This window comes from Methylomagnum sp. (genome assembly GCF_054333355.1).
In genome coordinates this window covers 1-5,864 of record NZ_JBTEKS010000275.1, presented here as the reverse complement: position 1 = coordinate 5,864, position 5,864 = coordinate 1, and the positions used below count along the sequence as shown (strand labels likewise).

9 protein-coding genes are annotated in these 5,864 nt (G+C 60.3%); 2 read left to right on the top strand and 7 right to left on the bottom strand.

Annotated features, from left to right (window positions below; genetic code table 11):
* Positions 1 to 57: 57 nt before the first annotated feature.
* The 7 genes from ACXWUF_RS16980 to ACXWUF_RS16950 all read right to left on the bottom strand — a co-directional run bounded on the left by ACXWUF_RS16980 (position 58) and on the right by ACXWUF_RS16950 (position 4,965).
* Entirely contained in the window at positions 58 to 672 is a 615-nt protein-coding gene (locus ACXWUF_RS16980; protein WP_458495811.1) for a TetR/AcrR family transcriptional regulator, read from the bottom strand.
* Positions 673 to 674: 2 nt separating this feature from the next.
* Positions 675 to 1,256, bottom strand: a complete 582-nt coding sequence (locus ACXWUF_RS16975) for a Uma2 family endonuclease (RefSeq protein ID WP_458495810.1) — start codon at positions 1,254 to 1,256, stop codon at positions 675 to 677.
* Between the two features lie 24 nt (positions 1,257 to 1,280).
* A complete protein-coding gene (locus ACXWUF_RS16970) occupies positions 1,281 to 2,276 on the bottom strand; it encodes a zinc-dependent alcohol dehydrogenase family protein (protein ID WP_458495809.1) in 996 nt (331 codons plus the stop codon).
* A gap of 116 nt (positions 2,277 to 2,392) precedes the next feature.
* Positions 2,393 to 2,905 (bottom strand): C40 family peptidase, encoded by a 513-nt coding sequence (locus ACXWUF_RS16965; RefSeq protein WP_458495808.1) that lies wholly within the window; start codon positions 2,903 to 2,905, stop codon positions 2,393 to 2,395.
* Positions 2,906 to 2,996: 91 nt separating this feature from the next.
* The gene (locus ACXWUF_RS16960; protein ID WP_458495807.1) at positions 2,997 to 4,160 is read right to left on the bottom strand and encodes a carboxynorspermidine decarboxylase; all 1,164 of its coding nucleotides are present in this window, start codon (positions 4,158 to 4,160) and stop codon (positions 2,997 to 2,999) included.
* Positions 4,161 to 4,232: 72 nt separating this feature from the next.
* Entirely contained in the window at positions 4,233 to 4,721 is a 489-nt protein-coding gene (locus ACXWUF_RS16955) for a DUF3368 domain-containing protein (RefSeq protein ID WP_458495806.1), read from the bottom strand.
* Positions 4,711 to 4,965, bottom strand: coding sequence for a UPF0175 family protein (locus ACXWUF_RS16950; protein WP_458495805.1), 255 nt, complete (start codon positions 4,963 to 4,965; stop codon positions 4,711 to 4,713). Before ACXWUF_RS16950 ends, ACXWUF_RS16955 begins: the two co-directional genes overlap by 11 nt.
* A gap of 274 nt (positions 4,966 to 5,239) precedes the next feature.
* Between ACXWUF_RS16950 and ACXWUF_RS16945 the strand changes: the two genes are divergently transcribed.
* Positions 5,240 to 5,572: a hypothetical protein gene (locus ACXWUF_RS16945; RefSeq protein ID WP_458495804.1), complete on the top strand. Its 333-nt coding sequence runs from the start codon at positions 5,240 to 5,242 to the stop codon at positions 5,570 to 5,572.
* Positions 5,529 to 5,771: a hypothetical protein gene (locus ACXWUF_RS16940; protein WP_458495803.1), complete on the top strand. Its 243-nt coding sequence runs from the start codon at positions 5,529 to 5,531 to the stop codon at positions 5,769 to 5,771. The genes ACXWUF_RS16945 and ACXWUF_RS16940 overlap by 44 nt, the downstream gene beginning before the upstream one ends.
* Positions 5,772 to 5,864 lie beyond the last annotated feature (93 nt).

Below are 5,864 nucleotides of genomic sequence, written 5' to 3'. Positions count from 1 at the left end.
ACCGGAGGGCCGGGATGGATGTATCAGAACATACGTTCTGAAACCTGTAAAGAAGATTCAGAACGTATGTTCTGGTTTATCCCTGACCGCTGGCCCGAGGGTGGACAAGGCCACGCTTACTGTGTGTTCAATCACTTTAGGATCGGTCCCGGCGCGGGCCAGCATGGGCAGCGCGTGCATGACGCCGAACAGGAAATCCGCCTCGCGCTCCACGTCGAAACCGGCGGGAAGCTCGCCTTGATGAGCGGCATTGTGCAGCATCCGCCGCAATCCAGCGGCGAGGTTTTCGCGTAGCCCCATGATCTGCGCGCCCGTCGCTTCGTCGTGCGACCCCATTTCATGCACGGCATTGAAAATCAGGCAGCCGAGTTCCCCGCCGGGCTGGCTTAGCAATGCCACGAGCATGTCGAACAAGGCTCGAATCTCGGCCAGGGCGGCGTCGGGCCGTTCGATGATGTCCAGCAGGGGACGGATGATGTTGGCCCGGTAATGTTCCAGGGAAGCGAGGAACAGGCCATTCTTGCCGCCGAATTCCCCGTAAAGGCCATACCGGCTGACCCCGGTGGCGCTCACCAGGTCTTCGATGGAGGTGCCGCCATAGCCCTTGGCCCAGAACACCCGCATGGCCTTGTCGAGCGCCTCGGTGGGGCAGAATTCGCGGTTACGCGCCATGGTTACACGCCAAAAAATTCCCCAACGTCCAGGGTCGCTTCCGGGAATGCGCTGGGGGCTAACAAGCCGGATTCGACCGTCCGCACCGTCTGATAACGGCCCCCGACAGGATCGAGATAAACCTCGATGCACCGCGTCGGCAGGTCAATCAGCCAATACTCGGGGACGCCGTGGCGGGCGTAAAGTGGGGCTTTCACCTCGCGGTCGGAGCGGATGGTGGAATCGGCGACTTCGACCAGCAACAATACGTCGGCAGCCGTGGGCAGGGACTTCGCGTAGTCATCGGAACGATAGCGCAGCAGGGCAAAATCCGGTTGCGGCGCTGAATTTCGGGACAGTCTGATAGGACTCTGTGTCCACGGCGTCGCCTTGTCACCCAGTAATCGCGCCATCCATCGACTGATCCGGTTGTTCAAACCCGCATGAAAAGAACCTATCGGCGCCATATCAATCAATTCCCCCTCAATGAGCTCGATGCGGTCATCCGCCTTGAAGATGCCCGCCTCGCCCATCCGGTAAAAATCGTCCACGGTGAGTTTGAAATGCGGCATCTGGACCGGCGGGTTTTGTAGTACGGCAACCATGGGTTTCCCCTCGCTGTTGGATGACTAGGCAATCTTCAACACGACTTTGCCCACCGTGCGGCCCGACTCAAGCTGGACATGGGCGGCGGCGGCTTTTTCCAGTGGCAATACCTGGCTGACGTGTAGGCTCAACCGGCCTTGGTCGATCAATGCGCCGCACTCGTTGAGGATTTCCACATGATGGGCGCGGGCGGCGTCGAGGTTCCTCAGCATGGGGGTGAGCATCAATTCGAAGCCGATGCGGAGATTGCGCATCCGGGCCTCCTTGAAGGAGAACTCGCCCGGATCGAGCAGGGTCACAAGGTCGCCGAAATGGGCGGTGCATTCGACGCTGCGCCGGAATACCTCCGGGTTCACCATGTCGATCACCAAGTCGGCCCCGACGCCGTGGGTCAGCTCGTTGACCACTTCGACGAAATCCCGCTCCTTGTAGTTGATGGCCTCGTCCGCGCCCCATTGCTTGGCCAGTTCGGCATTCTCCGCCGAACCCACCGTCGCCAATACCCGCGCTCCCCGTAGCTTCGCCAGTTGCAGGGCGACATGGCCCACGCCGCCCGCGCCCGCATGAATCAGCACCGTCTGCCCCGCTTGCAACCGTCCCCGGTCATACAACATGCCCCAGGCGGTAATCAGCACCAGGGGACCGGCGGCGGCGGTTTTGAAATCCAAGCTATTCGGCATGGGCGCGGCCCAGCGCTCGTCCAGCACGGTGTATTCGGCGTAATTGCCCTGGTCGCCGCCCAGCCCGCCGTTGCAGAACCACACCCGGTCGCCGACTTTGAAACGGGTCACGCCCGCGCCGGTTTCCACCACTTCACCGGCTCCGTCGCAGCCCAGCACCGCCGGCAATCCGTCCGGGTAAAACACGCCGCTGTTACGGATCTTGGTGTCGACCGGATTCACGCCCGCCGCCCGCAGCCGGACCTTAATCTGGCTGGGCAGGGTGAGGGCGGGTTCCGGGATGTCCCGGAATTCCAGCAAATCCGGCAAGCCGGGCTGGGTCATTACGATGGCTTTCATGGGGAATTCTCCTGTTTATGGGGTGGGGGCGGTTTTTAACCGCGACTAGGACTCATTGGCGGATAGAAACCTCTGCCCACCGGATTCGGTCGCCGTTAAAAACCGCTCCCACGGCATTACTCGCGATTGTCCGCCGATCCCAGCCAGCGGTCCATGAGGCTGGGACGCCGGGTTCCCAGGAAATGATCCACCCAATAAGGCGTATTCAGGTTGGACACGATCACGCCGTGCTTGGCGCTGCTGGAATGGACGAAATCGTCATGGCCGATATAAATGCCGACATGTGAATAGGGTTCGCCGGTGGTGTTGAAGAACACCAAGTCGCCCGGCTGGCGGTACTGGTCGGCCAAAGCTGGCAAGGCGTCCGCCATCTGGCGGGCGGTGCGCGGCAGGCGGATGCCATGGCGCTTATAGACATGCTGCACGAAGCCGCTGCAATCGAAGCCGCCCTCTTCAAACGACTCGCCGCCCCACACATAGGGCGTGCCCCGCAAGCTGAGGGCGTAGTTCACCACGGGCGCCATCTGCGTCCGCTTGACGGGCGGGGGCTTGGGGCGGCTGGCGCACCCGGCGACAAGAACCAAGGCGGCGGCTAAGGCGAGGCGGCGGTAAGCGGTGGTGCGTGACATGGCTCGGTGAAGGATGCTGGGGATGAGCGGATCAATTTAAATCTCCGCCCCGCTCCCGGCAAGAGAGTCCGACAGTTCCCTTCAACTCCGCTCAGGGAACGGGGGGCGCATCCGCTGTCCAAAAGCGTCGGTAATCTTCATAGCCGAAGCGCTTCATGAGCGAAATCCGCCCCGCCGTGTCTTGCCAGTAAATGGTCGGCAAGTCGTATCCGTTGAAGCGGCTGGCTTTGACCAGGGCATAGGCACCGACATTTTCGAATGCCACTCGATCTCCCACCGTCAGGGGTTGATCGAAACGGCACTCCCCGAACACGTCCCCGGCCAGACAGGTACAACCAACCAACAAGTATTCGAACCGCCCCCCGGGATGATGCCCGGCGACTTGTGGGGATTTCTGATACTCGAAGACTTCGGGTAAATGGTGAACGCCGGTATCCAGCACGGCGATGGCTTTGCCGTCCCGTTCGAATCGGTCAATCACGCTCGCCACCAGCGTCCCGGCCTGGCCGACGACAGATTTGCCCGGTTCGAAATAGACGTCCACGCCGCGTCGTTCCCGCAAGTCCCGAACGATTCCGGCCAAAGTTTCCGCCGCTTCGGTGGATTCGATCAAGTAGCCGCCACCCAGATTGATCCAGCGCAGCCCGTCCAGGTGGTGGCCCAGCGCGCCGTCGATTTTTTCCAGCGTGGCCCGCAAAGGCTCGAACGAGCGGGATTCGAACAAGGTGTGGAAGTGAATGCCCTCGATTTGCCGCCTCAGTTCGGCGTCGGCGTTGAGCGCGGCGGCCAAGCCGCTCAGGGGGACGCCAAGCTTGGAGAAGGGCCGACAGGGATCGTAGCGGCGGTCGTCGAGGAAGGAAAGTTGCGGATTGACTCGAATGCCCGCCGAAGCCCGGCCTTCTAATGTGGGTTGCATCCGCTGGAATTGTTCCAGGGAGTTGAAGCTGATGGCGTCGCACAGACCGGCCAGTTCATCCATTTCACCGAGGCGCAGCCCCGGCGTGGTGATGTGCAATGCGCCCGCCCGCCCGCCCCGTGCCAAGGCTTCGGACGCCAGCCGCGCTTCGAATAGGGAGCTGGCGGAGAAGCCATCGACGGCGGGTAGGATCAGGTCCAGCAAGCCGGCGAAAGGCAGGGCTTTGATGGAGTAGAGGATGCGGCAGTTGGATGATCCGCGAATGGTCGATAGCAGGTTGAGTTGGCGGCGGATCTCGGCTTCGGAATAAAGGAAGGCGGGGGTGTCTAGCTTAGGCAAGTACGGGGATTTCAGGTGCATGAAGGTTTGGCGGGGGCGAGGAAATTTCTTAATCCGCTGGCTCGGCGCACCCTAGCCGCTACGATCTTCGGCGGAGAGTTTTTCAATCAGTTCTTCGGATAGCCACAAGCCCGCCTTTTGTAAGCGGCGCAATGCTTCCCGCGAGGATGGAATGATGCCTCGTCGCTTGGCAAGCACCACCACGCCCGGCGATCCCTGAATGCGAATGCCCAAAACCCGCGCACATCGGCGGGCGGCGCGATCATCGATGATGGCGGTGTAGCCGGGATGTTGCCGGGCGAAAGACAGCACCGCCGTTTCGCCCGCGCCCAAGTTCCACAAGGCCACGTCCGGGCAGGTCGGCGTGGGTGTTTTTAGCGCCCAATTGGAGACCGGCAAGCCACGGGCGGCAGGGTCGTTATAGGTTTGGCTGGTCACTTCCGCCCACACCGCTTCGGGAACCACGATTTCCGTGAAGAGGTGGGGCAGCAGGGATTCCAGTCCCGCCCGGAACAGTGAAATCAGCGGCGAAGCATTGACCACCACTTGTTCAATCCGCATCGGTTAAATCCTCCAGAATTTCCTCGGCGGTGTATTGGAACGGACTAACTTTGTATTGCCCCAAGGCGGTGATGAAGTCAGCGCGGGAAAGCCCGGCGATTTCCGCCGCACGGCCTTGGGAAATCAATTCCAGTTCGTACCATTTCACGGCGGCGGCGATCCGCAGTTCACGGGCGAATTCCACGGGGTCTTTGCGCAGACTGGCGAATGCCTCATTGGGTATATCCAAGATCAATTGGGACATGGGGGTTGCTCCGGTGGGTTGATGACGAGGATTCGGATTGGCCGATGGTGATTAGGCCGAGTCCGGCAGGGGGCGGTTAAGGTCTAGCTGAGTTATACGCATGGGGCGCTGCCAGTTTGGTTTCGGTTAGGCTCCGCCTTTTCATTCTTTCGAGAATTAACGAGTTTTAGCTCTCCCGGTCAACAGAATTCAAAGCCCGCTTTGACGTGGCATCATTAGGCCACCCAAAGCAAGCTTTGGATTCCACAAGCCGCTCTACCTTCAAGCAACCCTTATGAACCTCAAGCCCCTGTTTTACCTGACTAGCCTGTGGCTGGTATCCGCCAGTTGTCCGGGCGAAACCATCACCTTCATCTGCAACACGCCCGACAAAAAGGAAGAGCATTCCATCACCCTGGACACGGAGCAAAAAACCGTCATACAGGATGGCAAACTGGCCGTCGGCGTCATGATGACCGGCAGCGAGGCCACCTATTATTTGAAGAACAAAAAGATCAAATCCACCAACAAGCTGGATTTGTCCGAAGATCGCCTGTACGTGGCGATACCGAGGCAACCACCGGATGTCGGCTACGACCGGGCCACGCTGGCCTGCCGCCGGAATTGATCGGACATTCCATTTTCCCATCGGAGCAGCCATGACTCCTCGCTTATTCCTTGCCCTGCTGGCGGCCATTTTCATTGTCGTTGCCGCGATTCTGCTTCAAGAAGAATTGTTTTCCGCCCTGATCGATCCCGATACCCAGGTCGAATTGGCCGAAAATTGGGGGCTTGCCAAGGCGGGGAAGCCCAGGCCGGGTGACTAATGAAAGCTGTCCCGAACAGCCCGATCCAAACCAAGCCGTGTGCGCGTCAGTCAACCCGGCTGGGTCCTTGGAGTCCGAACTTTAGTTTGGACA